The organism is Salinicoccus hispanicus, assembly GCF_009831115.1.
GTDB classification, from domain to species: domain Bacteria; phylum Bacillota; class Bacilli; order Staphylococcales; family Salinicoccaceae; genus Salinicoccus; species Salinicoccus hispanicus.
In genome coordinates, this window is sequence record NZ_WUUK01000001.1 from 767,307 (window position 1) to 784,351 (window position 17,045).

The window sequence follows — 17,045 nt, forward strand, 5'->3', positions numbered from 1 at the left end:
AAAATCGTCCGTTACTATGAACGGACGATTCTTCTACATTTCCTTAGGTTTTTCGATAAGGTCGATTTCCCCTATCCGATCCATGGTAATGTTGGAAGTGATATTCAGTTCCTCTTGCTCGCTGCCGACTGTCAATGTCAGCTCAGCTCCGATGTACTGGTAGTCTTCATTGAACTGGACTGTCACCAGACCATTGAACATATCGACATCCTGAATGGCATTCTGTACTTCATCATCGAAAAATGGTATCGCATCTTCACGGCTGTTTATTTCATATCTGATTTCATAACCCGTATCCTGCTCGGAAACTGTTCCTTCAGATAATGGCTCCAACTGGGCCAGCAGTTCTCCATATGCGCTGTTTTCCAACTCAAGTGACTGGTCCTGCGCTTCTACGCTGCCATCCTGGTAGATGAAATGTTCACCATCAATTACATAATGGGTCTGTATCTGGGCGCCATCATCCACTTCGACCTTGATTTCATTCTGTTCACTTCGAGTAGTGATCATCCTTACAGCATACTGGCTGTCACCAGATGAAACCGTCGAGGTCTGTCTTGCTTCATAGCTTACAGTATCTCCCCATGCCGAGTTTGCTTCTTCTATGATTTCAGGCGCTTCTACTTCGCCTTCCTCTTCCGCTGTCTCTGTTCCTTCATCGGAAGCTGATTCTGATGGTTCTTCAGTTGAATCCTGCGAATCATCATCCGGCGCTTCGTCGCCGCTTCCATCATTTCCACATGCTGCGAGCAATAGGATCATTGCCAGCAATAATAACTTTTTCATCTTCGCCACCTCATCACCATTATACCGGCCCAGCTGCCGGGCCACAACAAAAAAAGGGTACTCTGGCAGTACCCTTTTTCTTGAATTTCATTACAGTACGTTGGCATGACCACTGAATATGCAATTCTGTTCGGAATCTACCGTGATGATCATCCCTTCTTCAAGGACGTCGAGTGCATCATTTGCCCCTACAATGGTAGGCAGGTCAAGGTTAAGCCCTACAATTGCACCATGTGATGTCAGACCGCCTTCAACAGTGACGAGACCTCCCGCTTTTTCAAGGTGAGGCGTCATGTCGGAATCGACGGATTGGACGACGACCACTTTTCCTGTAAGATCCCTATCTGCCATCTCGCTTGCAGAGCGGATCAGCGCCACTTCTCCCACCGTGCTTTTTCGGCCGATGCCCTGTGCTCTAATCAACTTGTCTCCAACAATATGGAGTTTCATCAGGTTGGTTGTGCCCGCTTCTCCTGTCGGCACACCTGCAGTGATGATCAATAGATCACCTTGTGTGGCAAAGCCTTTTTCAATTGCAGCGGATACGGAAACATTAAGGAGATTATCTGTATCCCTTTTTCCTTTTTTGATTACAGGATGCACACCCCATACGAGCTGCAGCTGTCTTGCTACATGACTATGCGGTGTGACAGCAACAATATCCGCATGCGGACGGTATTTGGAGATCATTCTTGCTGTGTGTCCGGATTCAGTCGCAGCAACAATGGCTTTACAGTTCAGATTGAGGGCGGTATGTGCTACTGATACCCCGATAGCAGTGACGAGTGTCGTCTGCAATGATTTTGTCCGCTCTGACAATAGTTTCTTGTAGTCCTGTGCTGCTTCAGCTGAAACAGCAATGCTTGCCATCGTCTGAACAGACTCGAGTGGATAGTCCCCGGCTGCAGTCTCACCGCTCAGCATGATTGCATCTGTACCATCATAGATGGCGTTCGCAACATCACTTGCTTCAGCCCGTGTACAACGTGGGTTATTCTGCATTGAATCAAGCATCTGCGTTGCTGTAATTACCGGTTTGCCGAGCAGGTTGCATTTCCTGATCAGATCTTTCTGCACCATCGGTACGGATTCAGGTGGTATTTCAACACCCATATCTCCCCGGGCTACCATCAGTCCATCTGAAACTTCAAGTATCTCCGTAATATTATCGATACCTTCCTGGTTCTCAATCTTAGGAATGATATTGATCTGTGCAGCAGATTTCTCCTCCAGCAGTTCACGGATTTCAAGTACATCGCTATTGGTCCGGATGAAACTTGCAGCGATGAAGTCTACGCCTTCGCCAATACCGAAGATTATGTCCTGCTTGTCCTTTTCGGTGATTCCTGGAAGCTTCACGGAAACACCCGGCACGTTTACGCCCTTTTTATTTTTCAAAAGACCATTGTTCAATACTTTACATAGAATTTCGCCATTCTCATGGTCAATCTCTTCTATTTCAAGTTCAATCAGACCGTCATCGAGCAGAATGACTCCACCTGTCTCGACATCATCAATCAGACCCGGATAGGTAACGGAAAACTTTTCCGTTGTACCGACAACTTCATCCATGGACACACTGACTGTCTGGCCTTTGGAAAGTTCGATGCCTCCGTTTTCCATCGTATGCGTACGGATTTCAGGACCTTTAGTATCTAGCATGATCGCTACAGTACGGCCTGCTTTATCGGCAGCTTCCCTGATGTTCCTTATTCTTGCACGATGTTCATCATGGTCTCCGTGGGAGAAGTTCAGTCGGGCAATATTCATCCCTGCATCAATCAGCTGGCTCAGCATTTCAGGTGCTTCGGAAGCTGGTCCGATTGTACATACTATTTTAGTGTTACGCATTTATATATTCCTCCTATATGGATAACTCTTTTGAAAGTCTGAACAGTCCTTCATCGATTCTGTGGCTCTCTTCAAATACCCGATCAAAGCTTGTCTTGGTCAGACGGTTGTTCTCTATTCCCACTGCATGGCCACGAACGTCATTGAGCAGGAGCTCTACAGCATAGGCACCAAGCCTTGAGGCGAGTACACGGTCGCTGCCGGTCGGCTTTCCTCCGCGCTGCATATGTCCGAGCACGCTTTCCCGTGTGTCTATATTGATGTACTTGCGCAATTCCACCGCACATTGTGCAGCAGTCATGACACCTTCTGCGACAATGATGATGGAGTGCTTCTTGCCCCGCTTCATTCCTGTTTCGATTCTTTCCGCAACTTCCTTGATGTCGGAATGCGATTCTGGAATGAGGATCGTTTCGGCGCCGCCGGCGACACCTGCCCATAGTGCCAGGTCTCCTGCATCCCGGCCCATGACCTCGACGATGAATGTCCGTTCATGGCTTGTCGCTGTATCCCTGATTCTGTCGACCGCATCTATAATCGTGTTGAGCGCAGTATCAAAGCCGATGGTATAGTCGGTACCATTGATATCATTGTCTATTGTACCGGGTACACCCATTGTTTTGATACCCTCTTCATTCAGTCTTTGTGCACCTCTGTAGGAGCCATCCCCACCGATGACCACGAGGGAGTCGATGCCACGCTTTTGAAGATTTTCAACCGCTTTTTTTCTGACCTCGGGTTCGATGAACTCCGGACAGCGGGCCGAATAGAGCTTTGTGCCGCCCCTCTGGATGATATCGCCCACATCGCCCAGTTCAAGTTTTTTTATATTGTCGTTGACCAGTCCCTGGTAGCCCTGGTAGACGCCATGGACCTCGACACCTTCATAGATGCCTTTTCTTACGACGGCTCTTACTGCGGCATTCATTCCGGGTGAATCACCGCCGCTTGTCAGCACTGCTATTTTCTTCATGTGTTCCCTCCGTTGAAACATTATCTTACCATTAAAATATCATACCTAACTGTCCTTATCCATCATTTGAACAGTTGAAACCGTTTTTACGCCCAAAAAAGAACAGTCATTATTACGACTGTTCGTTAAAGACACCAATATTCATATATTTATCATAGCGATCGTCCATCAGACGCTGTCCGTCCATTTTGGACAGCTCATCCAGATGCTTCTGGATACTCCGGTCAAGTGCACCGAATACAGCTTCTCGGTCATTATGTGCACCGCCCTGAGGCTCTCTGATCACCTCGTCAGCAATGCCGAAATCTTCGAGGTCCCCTGCAGTAATCTTCAGAGACTCCGCTGCAATCTCCTTGAGGGAGGCATCTTTGAACAGGATGCTTGCTGCGCCTTCAGGTGAAATGACGGAATAAGTGGCGTTCTCGAGCATCAGCAGACGATTGCATACGCCTAGAGCGAGTGCCCCGCCGGATCCGCCCTCGCCGATGACGATACTGATGACAGGCACTTTAAGACCGGCCATCTCCACAAGATTGCGAGCGATGGATTCACTCTGTCCACGCTCCTCGGCGGCCTTCCCTGGATACGCACCCTTGGTATCGATGAAACAGATGACAGGACGGTTGAACTTGTCCGCCTGCTTCATCAGACGCAGTGCCTTGCGGTAGCCGTCCGGATGGGCCATCCCGAAATTTCTATGGATATTATCCTTCGTGTCCCGACCACGCTGGTGGCCGATGACGGTTACGGCTGTTCCGTGGTAGGATGCGATTCCGCCGACGATGGCAGCATCGTCACTATAGGCACGGTCACCAAAGAATTCGATGAAGTCATCGAATATGGACTCTATATATTCCAATGTCGTCGGACGTTTTATATACCTGGCGATCTCGACACGCTGCCACGGTGTCAGATTGGTGTAGACTTCTGTTTTCTTATCCTCGACTTTCTTCTCCAGAAAACTGATTTCCTTTGTCAGATCGAGCTTGTTCTTTGCAGCATACTTTTCAAGTTCTCCGATTTTCTCTTCCAGTTCGAATATCGGCTTTTCAAAATCAAACGCCATGGTCACACCTCACTATGCAGTTTCAATATTCTTCCGAGATAATTTTTCATATCCCGACGGTTGACGACCTCATCCAGCTGTCCGTGCTTCAATAGAAACTCGGCCGTCTGGAAATCTTCCGGCAGCTTTTCCTTGATGGTCTCTTCGATGACACGTCTGCCGGCAAAGCCGATCATCGCCCCTTTCTCGGCGAGATTGATATCACCGACGGACGCGAAACTTGCAGATACACCACCGGTCGTCGGATTTGTCATATAGGCAATATAGAGCAGACCCGCCTGGCTATGGCGTTCTATGGCCACGCTCACTTTTGCCATCTGCATCAGTGAGATGATGCCTTCCTGCATGCGTGCACCGCCGCTTGCGGTAAAGATGATGACAGGCAGTCGGCGTTCGGTCGCATATTCGAATGTTCGAGCCAGTTTTTCACCTACGGCTGAACCCATGCTGCCCATTCTGAAGCGTGAGTCCATGATGGCAACCACTGCCCGAGCACCCTCTATCTCACCTTCGGCACATACTACCGCCTCATTCAATCCGGTCTTTTCCCTATCTTTGATGAGTTTGGACTCATAGTTTGGGAAATTCAAAGGATTGGCTGATGTAATCTCTTCAAGAATCGGCTTGGCAGTCCCTTCATCCATCAGAGCCTCCATCCGGTCCGGCGCGGTTATCGGCAGATGATGTTCACAGTTTGTGCAGACATTCAGCCGTTTGTATAGTTCTTTGGAATACAGTATCTTCTTGCAGCTCGGGCACTTCGTCATGATTGTTTCACTGTTTTCAAATGTGCCGTCATTGCGGCCTGTTTCGTTGACTTTCTTATTCAGCTTGGAGAACAAGTCTTTTAGCATAATAAACTCCCTGTTTCTTTACGATTTGAAAGCCTGTGAATATTTATCGAGAAGAATGTAGATCTTCTTCATGATCTGATTATCGTCTGATTCGACATCCAAGCTGTCGTCATGATGCTTGGTCTTCACATAGGCTTCGATCATCTGTTTTATTTCAATTATTTCCTTCTGCTGTCTTTCTGTTCTGATGAGATATTTCCCGATAAGTTGAAAAAGCTGGTGACTGTCGATGTCAGCTAAAAAAGTGCCCTCTCCACGACGCACATAGATGATGCCAAGCAGTTCGAGTGCTCTCAGTGCCTCTCTGACACTCTGTCTGCTGACATTCAGTTTTTCCTTGAGATACCTTTCACTCGGCAGCTTGTCACCGACCTGGATATTCTCTGATTCTATCAGATTATGAATTTCTTCAACAATGTTTTCCAGACCTTTTCTTTCTGTCATTTCATCCATTATTAAAGGGTCAGACTGCGCGCTTTCTGGTAGACTTCTTCCGGGTCCACCTTGATGCGGTTGACACCTGTCTGCATGGCAGCTTCTGCCACTGCTCTTGCGACACGGGGAGCAACTTCCTTATTGAAAGGGTCCGGAATGACATAGTCACTTGTCAGTTCGTCTTCCTGAATGAGATCTGCAATGGCCAATACGGCTGCTTTTTTCATCTCATCGTTGATATGCGTCGCCCTGACATCAAGCGCCCCTCTGAAAATGCCTGGGAACGCAAGTACATTGTTGATCTGGTTCGGGAAATCACTGCGTCCGGTACCGATGACGAGTGCACCCGCCGCTTTGGCATCTTCCGGCATGATTTCCGGATTTGGATTCGCCATTGCGAATATGATTGGATCTTTGGCCATGGTTCCGACCATTTCCTTTGTCAATGCACCCGCAACGGATACACCGATGAATACATCGGCATCCTGGATGACATCCTCAAGCTCGCCCTGCTTGTGTGCATGGTTGGTGAAACGGCTGACTTCCTTTTTGACATCATTCATGCCATTCGGCCTGTCTTCGTAGATTGCACCTCTTGAATCGCACATTATCATTTCCTTGACTCCGAAGCTATGCAGCAGTTTGACGATGGCCACACCTGCAGCACCTGCACCATTCAGAACAACTTTGATCTGGCTCAAGGATTTGCCGGTCAGTTTCAATGCATTCATCAGACCACTCAGTGTAACGATGGCAGTACCGTGCTGGTCGTCATGGAAGACCGGGATATCCGTTTCACGGCCAAGACGCTCCTCGATTTCAAAGCACCTCGGTGCAGAGATATCCTCCAGATTGATGCCGCCGAATACAGGCGTCAGCAGTTTGACCGTCCTGACAATCTCATCGACATCGTTCGTATCCAGTGCGAGCGGGAATGAATCGACACCTGCAAAATTTTTGAACAGGGCACTTTTGCCCTCCATTACCGGCAGGCTCGCCATTGCTCCGATATTGCCAAGACCGAGTACTGCGGAACCATCCGTGATGACGCCCACAGTGTTGCTCTTGATCGTATAGTCGAAGACCGTGCGCTCATCCTCATATATTTCCTTGCATGGTTCAGCGACACCGGGTGAATAGGCGAGGCTCAGCGCCTCTTTGTCTTTTATCTCCACTTTGGAATTTACAGAAAGTTTACCTTGTTTTTCTCTATGCAGTTCTAGTGCATCATCTCTTAGGGACACTATGATCTTCCTTTCTTGAGTGGTCATACCACTAATAATATTAACATTATCCGAATTGGGTGACAACAGATTCAATTGAGCAGACGTATGTCCGACAGTTCGATTTTCTGCAGTAATCTGTCAATGTTGGATGTTTCAATATTACCAAGCTTTTTCTGGTTGTCAAAATCAAATATTGGAATTCCTTCCTCTCCGACGATGCCTTCGAGCGCATAACTGCCGGAATTTCGTATGACAATCCGCTTCGTTGATTGGATATGGCTGTTTTTGAATTCATCCAGATCCTGCACATTTTCTATGATCAGCTGCGGTTCTGATTTACGTGTCTCCATCCGGCCCGATACTGCAGCAATCTTCTCGGATAACCTGTTATGGACATTGAAATAGACTTTCGGAAATATGACGCCTTCCATCTCCTGGTGGCCATCAGCAATCTTGACGAATGCCATATTCTGTCCTTTTTTAGTGCGTATTACTTTTATATTTTCGAAGAAGACGAGATAGGTGCCCTGCTGCTTCTGATGGAGCAGTGAAAAAGGAATGTACTGCAGTGATTTCTGGATTGTAATGACCGGATGGTCGGACAGGTAGAAGCCGAAAACTTCCTTCTCACCTTCCACCTTTTCAATTTCATCCATCTCTTCAGTGTAGCTGTATTCTTTCTTGATGCTGAAACCGAGGGTACTGAGAAATGAATCGTGGGCGTATTCCTCAGTGTTCAGATCATCCAGCATGGGCAGAGTCTGGAGCATGGTCTTTCTGTTCTCTTCAAAACCGTCAAGCGCACCGGAAAGTATGAGCTGTGTCAGCACCTTCCGGTTCAATGATGCTCCGCTGACACGTGTCTTCAAGTCGTAAAGGTCGGTAAATGGTCCTTCCTTGCGTGCTTCAGTTATGGCTTCACCCATGCGGCGGGTCATGCCACGGATCATCGAGAATCCGATCTGGACACCGTCCGATGGATGGTTGCTCCATCTCGAACGGTTGATGTCCGGCGGATGCATCCGAATGCGTCTAAGCTTCATTTCGCTGATGACCTGCTTGACTTTCACATCGTTGCCGAAGTGATGAAAAAGTATGACGGCGTAGAAGATATCAGGGTATACCGCCTTGATATAGGCAAGCATATAGGAAATCCGGCTATAGGCGACCGCATGGCTTTTCGGAAAACCGTAATCCGCAAATTCGAGTATCAGATTGAAGATATGATGTCCGACGTTGCTGCTGTAGCCCTGCTCTACCGCACCCTTTTCAAACTTTCCACGTTCCTGTTCCAATGTCTCCCTGTCCTTCTTGCTCATCGCACGCCTCAGTATATCCGCTTCGGCATAAGTATATCCGGCGATCTTTGCTGCAATCTGCATGATCTGTTCCTGATAGACGATGACTCCGTACGTCTCTTTCAAAATGTCCTTTATGTCGGCATGCGGGTATTTAACGGATGAAGGATTTCTTTTTCCTTCGATGTAATTGGGAATCTCCTTCATCGGACCTGGACGGTAGAGTGCGTTGACGGCAACAATGTCAAGAAACTGTTCAGGCTTCATATCACGGATGACCTTGCGGATACCGTCCGACTCCAGCTGGAAGATCCCGAGTGTCATGCCGCGGCCGAGCAGCCTGTATACTTCCCGGTTATCATCCGGAATCTTGTCCAGACTGAAATCGGCCTCGGTCCGCCTGATCTGACCGACCATGTATTTGAGCAGGGAGAGGTTCCGAAGACCAAGGATATCAATCTTGAGCAGCCCGGACCCTTCCACTTCATTCATCGGCCACTGGCTGAGCGTATATCCTTCGCTGAAAATGACAGGCACACTGCTGGTCAAACGTTCTTCACTCAGCAGGACACCCGCAGCATGGGTTGATGTATGACGCGGCAGCCCTTCTATCTTACGGCACAGCATTGCATAGATGCCGTATTTTTCATCCGCTTCCATGAGCGAATTGAATTCTTTTCTGGCAAATGCATCCTCGAGCGTCGTACCCGGTGCATCCGGAATGATATTTGAAATCATCTTCAGTTCATCTTCGCCAAAGCCGAGCACCCTGCCGACATCACGGGCGGCCATTTTGGCACTCAGTGTGCCATAGGTCACAATATGGGCGACATTCATCTCGCCATACTTGTCAATCAGATATGCCACCACTTCATCCCGTCTCGTATCCTCAAAATCGATATCGATATCCGGCATTGTCACACGCTCCGGATTAAGAAAGCGTTCGAACAGCAGATTATACTTCAACGGATCGATCTCGGTGATGTTCAAAAGGAATGAAACCAGACTTGCACTGGATGATCCCCTGCCCGGTCCGACATAGATGCCTGATTCCTTGGCATGATTGACGGCATCCTGGACGATCAGAAAGTAGTCTTCATAGCCCATCTCCACAATGATGTCGTATTCATATTTCATCCGCTCCATGTATCTGTCACTGCCATCTGTTCTGGCTTCGAACTGCTCGATCAGCATCTGCCACAGGAATGCTTTCGAATCATTATTATTCTCATGCGGGAAATGCGGTAGCGTCTTCCTGGTCTTCGGCAGTGTAACGTCACATTTCTCCACCAGGCTCACATTGCCATCCAGAAACTGTTTTTCCGCTTCATCCAGGTCGACCCCGGTCCGGATGAAGTCTTCACCCTGGCGGGACCCAAGATCTTCAGGCGCCATTCTTTCGTTATCCCGGATGGCGTTGAGTACTATTTTTGCAGACAGGTCTTCCGGTTCGAGATAGTTCGCCTGCTTCATGTATACACGCTGATAGCGATCATCCGCCACTTCATGTGACGTGTAGCGATCTGCCTCGTCAACGGGAACCGATTCGAGCAGCCGGGCACCCTGATCCGTTTTGGCCACCACTACACAGTCGTGGATATTCCTGAACAGATAGTTCTCCGGTGTAAATGTGAGATCCTTATAGGAAAGCATTGCCGACAGGCGTACCAGTTCCAGGTAGCCTGCGGTATTTTTTGCAATCAATACAAGCGGAATGCCATCAAAGTGATCATCGACCCGTACCTCCATGCCGATCAGCGGCTTTACACCGAAATGCTCTGCCCGTCTGACAAAATGATAGATGCCATGCAGGCGGTTCGAGTCGGTCAATGCAACGGCGGTCTGGCCGTCACCGGAAATCTTTTTCAGCAGCGGATCGATTCGGATATTGCTGTTCAGAAATTCATAGCAGCTGTGAACATTCAGATTGATCATAGGGAGTGTCCCCCTTTTAAAGTTTGCTGTCCAATGCTTCGATCAGCGATTTCAACTCTTCCTGTGAAGCAATGCTGACACCGCTGGCCAACGGATGGCCGCCACCGCCAAAATGTTCTGCGATGTCATTGATGACCGTCTCCTTGGAGCGCAGCCTGACACGGATATCTTCTTCTTCCTCTACCGCCATGAACCATATGCTGGCTTCATCGATTTCCCGGTAGATGTTGACGTGCATGCTCGCTTCATTGCTCGTAAGACCATATTCGGAAAGGGCCGAAGCGGGCACCCATACATACAGTACACCTTTATCCGTCATTCTGAAATTATTGATCAGATACCCTTTGAACCTGAACTGGTCGAGAGACTGCTTATTCATTTCTGTCATATCTTTCGAAGCATCGAAGTTGAACTTCCTCAGTTCGGAAGCCACCTTTAGTGTCAGCGTGCTTGTATTGTTGAACAGGAACCTGCCCGTGTCCCCGACAATGCCTGAAAACAGCAGCCTTGCCGAAATATCATTGATGTAGTCGTTATCGAAGCCCCATGCATCCGCCAGGAGGAATATCAGCTCCGAAGTCGAGGATACGCCAGTTTCGACAATATTGAGGTCGCCATAGGGTTCATGATTCGGATGGTGGTCGATCTTGACGACTTTGTCACCGAGAGAGAGATCTCCATCGATCCTACCCACTCCGGCAGTATCCACTACGATGAGAAGCGGCCGTTCAACGGATGTCGCCGTATCCATTTTTCCAAGAAACTCCAATGAAGCCTCACTCTCTCCGAGTGCCGTCACCTTCTTGTTCGGAAAAATGGACTTCAGAATCTCTTTCAGCCCGAGTTGCGAGCCGATGGCATCCGGATCCGGTCTTAAATGTCTCATTATGATGATTTCATCATAGTCATTGATCATGTTGAGCAGTTTTTTATAATTTTCTCTGAGAGATGGATAGTGATTCATATATTCTGTGAACAATTGAAAATCTCCTTCTGTTTGGATTTACTTGGCTAATATAATAAATTATACTACATTAAGGAATGGAGTTGTATCCGATGGAAATGTCTTATCAGATTGCTGTATCCTTTCTTGTCACCCTGCTGCTTCTCAGCCTCTTCATGTTCATCGTCTATAAGATCAGGAAGATTCGAAGCGAACGTGATGTAAGAAAAGCATATTATAACAGCATATCCAGAATCTGGCTTGGTTCCCTGATTCTGTCCTTTGGTCTGAATACGATCATCCAGTTTCCTACAGCCGTATCCTATATTATCGGTGCACTGTTCGTTGTCATCGGTGCTTATAATATATGGCATTTCAATGCTGCAAGGAAATATTTCAAAGGTAACATACCTATTGAAGATAAAGCATGGGCAGATTTCAATCGTAAAGCCAAAAAATAGACAAGTGAACCTTCACTTGTCTATTTTTTATTTTTCTTTGTAGTACTGGATAAGCAGGGTTGCTTTCGAATAGATGCCATCATCAGACCGCGCCTCGATCTCGAGCCTTAGAAACTGGTCGCCAAGATCCAGAATGCTGCCTTCGATGACAAGCTCCTGATAAAGCTGGACCAGTTTGATATTCATGACGTTGAGCGTGTCGATATGATAGCTGTATATATTATGATTACCGAGGACCACTTCGGTAAGGCGCTCGATCAGACGCATGAATTCCGACTGTGCGATACTGCCATACTCGTCGGTCATGAACGGCATCACTTTGATATGAATCCGATTATCGTCGATCCTGATTTCCCTGTCGATCAGATTCTCCGCAGTCAGGCCACCGCCAAGCTTCCTTGGCTCCCGTTGCCTGAAGACATCCCGCCTGTGCACAATGCCGATCAGAGCACGCTCCTCATCGATGACAGGCAGAATATTGAGCTGATGCCAGCTCATCAGCTGCCTCAGACTCTGCAATGTACTCGAAGTGCTTGCAACAATGTCTGATACGAGTGTGTGCGAGTCTTTCCCATCAAGTTTCCGAAGCTCCGATGACCTGATGATTCCTCGGAACTTGCCCGCTTCGGTCAGCACAGTCATGCTGTCTGCCGGAAAGTACTTCTTATCCCGACCATCTGCAATATCATATACATATTCATCCTGCCTTATGACAAGATCACTCGCCGTGATGACATTCGTCATCATGAGTACACTGTAGAGTTCCCTCTGGATAAGGGATGCCACGGAAAAAGTGTCGGCTGCAGTCGATATGACCGGCAGTGACAGCCCCTCTGCCCGCTTCAGTATTTCAGCATCAGCACCGAAACCGCCGGTGATGAGGATGCCTGAATGACTTTCGAGCGCCCGCCACTGGGCATCCTCCCGGTTCCCTACGATCAGGAGCGCTCCTTCCTCGAGATAGCTTTCAAGTGCATCCGTCCGCATCGCTCCGATGATGAACTTGCTGATCTCCCGATCAAGTCCACGGGTACCTGCGAGCACCTTGCCTTCAATCACCCTGTTCACCTGTTCAAAACTCAAATTGCCTTCTATGTACTGCTCTTTCGGGGCCACTCGGATAGTGCCCACGCGTTCGATCGTTTTGACAAGCCCTTCTTTCTCGGCATCCTTGATTGCCCGGTAGCTCGTACCGTCGGACACTTCAAGATGCGCTGATATTTGACGAACGGATATCTTCGCGCCTTCCGGAAGACTATATATATATTCCAGTATTTCATCATGCTTTGACATACAATCACCCGACAATCATGTATAAAAATAAGGAACACCGCTCCCGGGTGTTCCCCTTGATACCATTATATTCCCATGTGCTACTCAAAATCCACCGTTTCACCCGGTTTGAGCACCTGACAGGCTGTCGACAGCTTTTCTTTGAATGCATCGCCATCCTGTTTGATCGGCGGGAAAGTATTATAGTGCACCGGTACAGCAATCCTTGGTTTTATCAGTTCGTCCGTTGCGTAGACCGCATCCTCGACGCCCATGGTGAAGTGGTCACCAATCGGCACGAAAGCGACATCAAACGGACCATTCAGTTCTGCAATCAGCTTCATATCACCGAATATCCCCGTATCACCGGCATGGTAGATCTTTTTCCCATCCGCTTCAATGATGATGCCTGTAGGCATCCCCGTATACTGGATGCTGCCATCATCCTCTGTAAAACTTGAACTGTGGAATGCATGGACGAATTTGATGGAGCCGAATTCAAAAGTCTTACTGCCGCCGATATTCATGCCGATCGCTTTTACACCTTTGCCATCCAGATAGTCTGCCAGTTCCACCGGTGCTACAACTGTTGCGTTGTTCTTCTTTGCAATCTCGACGGTATCCCCAACGTGATCGTTGTGACCGTGTGTCAGTAAAATATAATCCACTTCGACTTCCCCAGCACTTAGGTCCGTCAGTTCATTGCCATTGATGAACGGGTCGACGATAGCTTTTGAATCATTATTTTCAAGCTGGATAATCGAATGGCCATGGTAGCTCAGTTTCATAAAATCCTTCCTTTCCAATTTAATATTGCATATTACTTCTTTACCCAAGCAGGTCTGATTCATTCATTATTATGATACAATTCTGAAGAGGTGAAATACATGAAAACAATCATTCGCAGCCATGCACTGTCAGATAAGCATCCATCGGAAATACTGGCGCATAAAGACTTCAGTACGCCCAATCTTGCACTGCCTGCCATGAAGAAGATACTGAATCCGGAGGGTGAGCAGTTTGTCGCAGTAAACCATTGGGAGGAGACGGATCCATTCCTTCTCAGCAATATCATCATCGAAACCATCCGCATGCTGGACGATGCTGACGGCTTCATCACAGACCAGATTTTCGAGGATGGATACCATCACATCAACCTGCAGCTTGTCAGTGAACTGTCAAAAATTGTCGGTGCCCGCCACCTGATAGCCGGGCCGAGCTTCAGCAGAGTACCTCCATTCCTGCAGAGCCGACTTCTTGATGAACTCATCGATCATGATGTTTCCGGCGCCATGTACGACCTTCGGGGGCAGGACATCGGTGACTACAAAATGCTGCAGCCTCTAGCCAAGCTGAAAATACATGCCAAGAAGCGCATTGCCGTCATACCGGTCGTTTCCGATGAACAGCAGAAGAATGCATTGCTTGGCAGCATTCCCTTTGATATCGTCTGCATCTCCGATTGAAGCAATGTTTACCGTCAAGGTTCGGGGGAATAGTGTATTCAACACTCAATTAAAGGATGTGTCAATGAATGCAAGCTGTTACTGTACAAGGAAAAGAAAAAGTCAAAGTCAAAAAGATGAAAGCGCCCGAATTACAGGAAGGCACAGATATGATCATACGTGTCACTTCCACAGCCATCTGCGGATCCGATTTACACCTTTACAGAAAAAGCATGCCGATTTCAAACGACTATATCATCGGACATGAGCCGATGGGTATTGTCGAAGAAGTAGGACCTGGCGTCAAGAAAATTAAAAAAGGAGACCGTGTCGTCATTCCTTTCAACGTCAGCTGTGGAGAATGCCACTTCTGCCAGCACGAAATGGAAAGCCAATGTGATAATGCGAATCCCCACGCTGATACCGGCGCCTACTTCGGCTATTCCGAAGCATTCGGCAACTACCCTGGTGGACAAGCTGAATACTTAAGAGTACCATACGCCGATTTCACATCATTTGTTGTACCTAAAGAAAGTGAGCTGGAAGATGAAAGTCTGCTCTTCCTTTCCGACGTAATGCCGACAGCATATTGGAGTGTAGAGCACAGTGGTGTCAAAAAGGGAGATACCGTAATTGTACTCGGTTCCGGTCCTATCGGTCTGATGACACAAAAGTTTGCGTGGATGAAAGGTGCATCACGTGTCATTGCCGTCGATCATAACGAAGTAAGACTCGAGCATGCGAAGCGCACTAACAATGTTGAAACCTTCAACTATAAATCCTACGATGATATTGGCAAGCACCTCCATGAATCCACAAAAGGGGGCGCGGAAGTTGTCATCGACTGTGTCGGTATGGATGGTGAAATCACGGCCAAGGATCGTATCAAGACACTAGGCGGCCAAATAGGCACCATCGACCCGATTATTACTGCCGCAGACTGCGTCAAAAAGTTCGGGACGATTCAGCTGACAGGCGTATACGGTGCGCCAGCCAACGGATTCCCACTGCCACAGATCTTCTCAAGAAACGTTATCGTTAAAACGGGACAGGCACCGGTCATCCACTTCATGCCTGAACTCTACAGAATGGTGGAAAAAGGAGATATCGATCCCACTGATATCATTACTCATAATGTACCACTGAAAAAAGCTGAGAAAATGTACAAGATATTCAATGACCATGAGGATGAATGCATCAAAGTCGTCATGAAACCATAGTAGGCAAAAACTCCGAAGCAGGTTGACCTGCTTCGGAGTTTTTCATCTTTATAGAAATTCACTGATTTCACGATATTCGAGATCTTGAGCTTCTGCGACAGCCTTGTACGTCACATGCCCCTGGATTGTATTGAATCCACCGAGCAGTGAGGCATTCTGTCTCGCTGCCTCTACATAGCCTTTATTGGCGATCTGGAGACCATATGCCATTGTGGCGTTTGTCAGTGCTATTGTTGATGTACGTGGCACCGCACCCGGCATATTCGCTACCGCATAGTGCACGACTTCATGTTTGAAGTAAATTGGATCATCATGCGTTGTCACCTTATCCGTCGTCTCAAAAATGCCACCCTGATCGATGGCGATATCCACAATGACTGAACCGGCGTTCATTGAACGGATCATTTCTTCCGTGACAAGACGGGGCGCACGTGCGCCTGGAATGAGTACGGCACCGATTACAAGGTCGCTGTCTTTGACTGCGCGTGCAATATTGAGTGGTGACGACATGAGTGTCTGGACATTCGTTCCGAACAGGTCATCAAGCTCCCTCAGACGTTTCGGATTGAGGTCGAGAACCGTCACGTCGGCACCGAGGCCGATCGCCATCTTGGCTGCATTCGTACCTGCTATTCCCCCGCCGATAATGGTGACTTTTCCGCGGGATACGCCTGGTACACCACTGAGCAGGATGCCTTTGCCGCCTTTGATCTTCTGCAGATACTCGGCACCGACCTGTGCTGCCATGCGTCCTGCCACTTCACTCATCGGAGAAAGCAGTGGCAGTGAGCCATCTGGAAGCTGGATTGTTTCATAGGCGATCGAAGTCACCTTATTCTCGAGAAGTGCCTGTGTCAATTCCTTTTCAGGCGCCAGATGAAGATATGTAAACAGGATCATATTCTCTTTGAAATAACCGAACTCTTCCGGCAGCGGTTCCTTGACCTTCACTACCATTTCCACATCCCAGACTTCGTCTGCAGTATCTACAATTCTTGCACCTGCACCCGTGTAGTCTTCATCTTCAAAATAAGACCCTGCACCTGCATTCTTTTCCACCAGTACAGTATGTCCTGCTTCAACGAAAGCATGCACCCCGCCTGGCGTCAGCCCGACTCGGCTTTCATTATTCTTGATTTCCCTTGGTACCCCTATAATCATTTCTTGAAACCCCTTTCATTATTGGAACTATGGACGGCACAATTATATCACAGAGTTCACAAAATAGTCATTCAGTCTTTGTATAAAAGTTATAAGCATCCTAAAACGTGGTATAATAT

15 protein-coding genes are annotated in these 17,045 nt (G+C 47.9%); 3 read left to right on the forward strand and 12 right to left on the reverse strand.

What is annotated here, in order from left to right; translation table 11 throughout:
- Nucleotides 1-33: 33 nt before the first annotated feature.
- From GQ671_RS03875 to GQ671_RS03915, 9 genes are all read right to left on the reverse strand, one after another.
- Nucleotides 34-786, reverse strand: a complete 753-nt coding sequence (locus GQ671_RS03875; RefSeq protein ID WP_160652942.1) for a hypothetical protein — start codon at nucleotides 784-786, stop codon at nucleotides 34-36.
- A gap of 90 nt (nucleotides 787-876) precedes the next feature.
- On the reverse strand, nucleotides 877-2,637 hold the full coding sequence (gene pyk / locus GQ671_RS03880; protein WP_160652945.1) for a pyruvate kinase: 1,761 nt from the start codon (nucleotides 2,635-2,637) through the stop codon (nucleotides 877-879).
- A 13-nt stretch (nucleotides 2,638-2,650) separates the two neighbouring features.
- On the reverse strand, nucleotides 2,651-3,610 hold the full coding sequence (gene pfkA / locus GQ671_RS03885; RefSeq protein WP_160652948.1) for a 6-phosphofructokinase: 960 nt from the start codon (nucleotides 3,608-3,610) through the stop codon (nucleotides 2,651-2,653).
- A 112-nt stretch (nucleotides 3,611-3,722) separates the two neighbouring features.
- The gene (locus GQ671_RS03890; RefSeq protein WP_160652951.1) at nucleotides 3,723-4,676 is read right to left on the reverse strand and encodes an acetyl-CoA carboxylase carboxyltransferase subunit alpha; all 954 of its coding nucleotides are present in this window, start codon (nucleotides 4,674-4,676) and stop codon (nucleotides 3,723-3,725) included.
- A gap of 2 nt (nucleotides 4,677-4,678) precedes the next feature.
- Complete coding sequence (gene accD, locus GQ671_RS03895) at nucleotides 4,679-5,530, reverse strand: acetyl-CoA carboxylase, carboxyltransferase subunit beta (protein WP_160652954.1); 852 nt, start codon at nucleotides 5,528-5,530, stop codon at nucleotides 4,679-4,681.
- An 18-nt stretch (nucleotides 5,531-5,548) separates the two neighbouring features.
- Nucleotides 5,549-5,983 carry a FadR/GntR family transcriptional regulator gene (locus GQ671_RS03900; protein WP_246153134.1) on the reverse strand — a complete coding sequence of 145 codons (435 nt, stop codon included), beginning with the start codon at nucleotides 5,981-5,983 and terminating at the stop codon, nucleotides 5,549-5,551.
- Nucleotides 5,984-5,985: 2 nt separating this feature from the next.
- Nucleotides 5,986-7,209: an NAD(P)-dependent malic enzyme gene (locus GQ671_RS03905; protein ID WP_160652957.1), complete on the reverse strand. Its 1,224-nt coding sequence runs from the start codon at nucleotides 7,207-7,209 to the stop codon at nucleotides 5,986-5,988.
- A gap of 71 nt (nucleotides 7,210-7,280) precedes the next feature.
- Complete coding sequence (locus tag GQ671_RS03910) at nucleotides 7,281-10,424, reverse strand: DNA polymerase III subunit alpha (RefSeq protein ID WP_160652959.1); 3,144 nt, start codon at nucleotides 10,422-10,424, stop codon at nucleotides 7,281-7,283.
- A 16-nt stretch (nucleotides 10,425-10,440) separates the two neighbouring features.
- A complete protein-coding gene (locus tag GQ671_RS03915; protein WP_160652962.1) occupies nucleotides 10,441-11,403 on the reverse strand; it encodes a DHH family phosphoesterase in 963 nt (320 codons plus the stop codon).
- Between the two features lie 77 nt (nucleotides 11,404-11,480).
- Here GQ671_RS03915 and GQ671_RS03920 point away from each other — a divergent pair, with 77 nt between their 5' ends.
- Complete coding sequence (locus tag GQ671_RS03920) at nucleotides 11,481-11,828, forward strand: YtpI family protein (RefSeq protein WP_160652966.1); 348 nt, start codon at nucleotides 11,481-11,483, stop codon at nucleotides 11,826-11,828.
- 27 nt (nucleotides 11,829-11,855) lie between these two features.
- On the opposite strand, the gene GQ671_RS03925 is transcribed toward GQ671_RS03920, so the two are convergent.
- A complete protein-coding gene (locus GQ671_RS03925; RefSeq protein WP_160653550.1) occupies nucleotides 11,856-13,121 on the reverse strand; it encodes a DRTGG domain-containing protein in 1,266 nt (421 codons plus the stop codon).
- A gap of 80 nt (nucleotides 13,122-13,201) precedes the next feature.
- Nucleotides 13,202-13,888, reverse strand: a complete 687-nt coding sequence (locus tag GQ671_RS03930; RefSeq protein ID WP_160652969.1) for a metal-dependent hydrolase — start codon at nucleotides 13,886-13,888, stop codon at nucleotides 13,202-13,204.
- A 99-nt stretch (nucleotides 13,889-13,987) separates the two neighbouring features.
- Here GQ671_RS03930 and GQ671_RS03935 point away from each other — a divergent pair, with 99 nt between their 5' ends.
- Entirely contained in the window at nucleotides 13,988-14,566 is a 579-nt protein-coding gene (locus GQ671_RS03935; protein WP_160652972.1) for a hypothetical protein, read from the forward strand.
- A gap of 68 nt (nucleotides 14,567-14,634) precedes the next feature.
- Entirely contained in the window at nucleotides 14,635-15,765 is a 1,131-nt protein-coding gene (locus GQ671_RS03940; RefSeq protein WP_160652975.1) for an alcohol dehydrogenase catalytic domain-containing protein, read from the forward strand.
- A 48-nt stretch (nucleotides 15,766-15,813) separates the two neighbouring features.
- On the opposite strand, the gene ald is transcribed toward GQ671_RS03940, so the two are convergent.
- On the reverse strand, nucleotides 15,814-16,926 hold the full coding sequence (gene ald / locus GQ671_RS03945) for an alanine dehydrogenase (RefSeq protein ID WP_160652978.1): 1,113 nt from the start codon (nucleotides 16,924-16,926) through the stop codon (nucleotides 15,814-15,816).
- Nucleotides 16,927-17,045 lie beyond the last annotated feature (119 nt).

Bases quoted from the DNA above. Each gene is read 5' to 3' on its own strand.
- GQ671_RS03875 (WP_160652942.1), bottom strand. From the start codon at position 786: ATGAAAAAGTTATTATTGCTGGCAATGATCCTATTGCTCGCAGCATGT.
- pyk (WP_160652945.1), bottom strand. From the start codon at position 2,637: ATGCGTAACACTAAAATAGTATGTACAATCGGACCAGCTTCCGAAGCA.
- pfkA (WP_160652948.1), bottom strand. From the start codon at position 3,610: ATGAAGAAAATAGCAGTGCTGACAAGCGGCGGTGATTCACCCGGAATG.
- GQ671_RS03890 (WP_160652951.1), bottom strand. From the start codon at position 4,676: ATGGCGTTTGATTTTGAAAAGCCGATATTCGAACTGGAAGAGAAAATC.
- accD (WP_160652954.1), bottom strand. From the start codon at position 5,530: ATGCTAAAAGACTTGTTCTCCAAGCTGAATAAGAAAGTCAACGAAACA.
- GQ671_RS03900 (WP_246153134.1), bottom strand. From the start codon at position 5,983: ATGGATGAAATGACAGAAAGAAAAGGTCTGGAAAACATTGTTGAAGAA.
- GQ671_RS03910 (WP_160652959.1), bottom strand. From the start codon at position 10,424: ATGATCAATCTGAATGTTCACAGCTGCTATGAATTTCTGAACAGCAAT.
- GQ671_RS03920 (WP_160652966.1), top strand. From the start codon at position 11,481: ATGGAAATGTCTTATCAGATTGCTGTATCCTTTCTTGTCACCCTGCTG.
- GQ671_RS03925 (WP_160653550.1), bottom strand. From the start codon at position 13,121: ATGTCAAAGCATGATGAAATACTGGAATATATATATAGTCTTCCGGAA.
- GQ671_RS03930 (WP_160652969.1), bottom strand. From the start codon at position 13,888: ATGAAACTGAGCTACCATGGCCATTCGATTATCCAGCTTGAAAATAAT.
- GQ671_RS03935 (WP_160652972.1), top strand. From the start codon at position 13,988: ATGAAAACAATCATTCGCAGCCATGCACTGTCAGATAAGCATCCATCG.
- GQ671_RS03940 (WP_160652975.1), top strand. From the start codon at position 14,635: ATGCAAGCTGTTACTGTACAAGGAAAAGAAAAAGTCAAAGTCAAAAAG.
- ald (WP_160652978.1), bottom strand. From the start codon at position 16,926: ATGATTATAGGGGTACCAAGGGAAATCAAGAATAATGAAAGCCGAGTC.